The organism is Peribacillus sp. SIMBA_075 (genome assembly GCF_046534585.1).
The window spans coordinates 1-255 of sequence record NZ_JAWRYN010001062.1 but is presented as its reverse complement, the minus strand read 5'-3'; the positions used below and the strand labels follow the sequence as shown (position 1 = coordinate 255).

The 255-nt window shown below is 40.4% G+C and carries 1 pseudogene; it reads right to left on the bottom strand.

The window, feature by feature from the left end:
* Window positions 1-255: pseudogene (locus tag SB775_RS31545) on the bottom strand (preprotein translocase subunit SecY); the annotation flags it as partial.

Genomic DNA, 255 nt, shown 5'->3' with positions numbered 1-255 from the left:
CCTTTAGCTGTAATCTGTTCACCTAACCACATTAAAAATGCAGTACCAGCAGTCAGTACCGTAGCAATGTATAAATAAGTGCTCCAACCAGGATTCAAAATTAATTGCCCACCTACCATACCGTTAAAACCAATTGACATACCAAACCCCTGAATAAACGCAAGAACAATTGTAAAGTAACGCGTGAATTGCGTTAGTTTACGACGGCCCATTTCACCTTGCTTCGACCATTCCGAAAATTTAGGAACAACATCC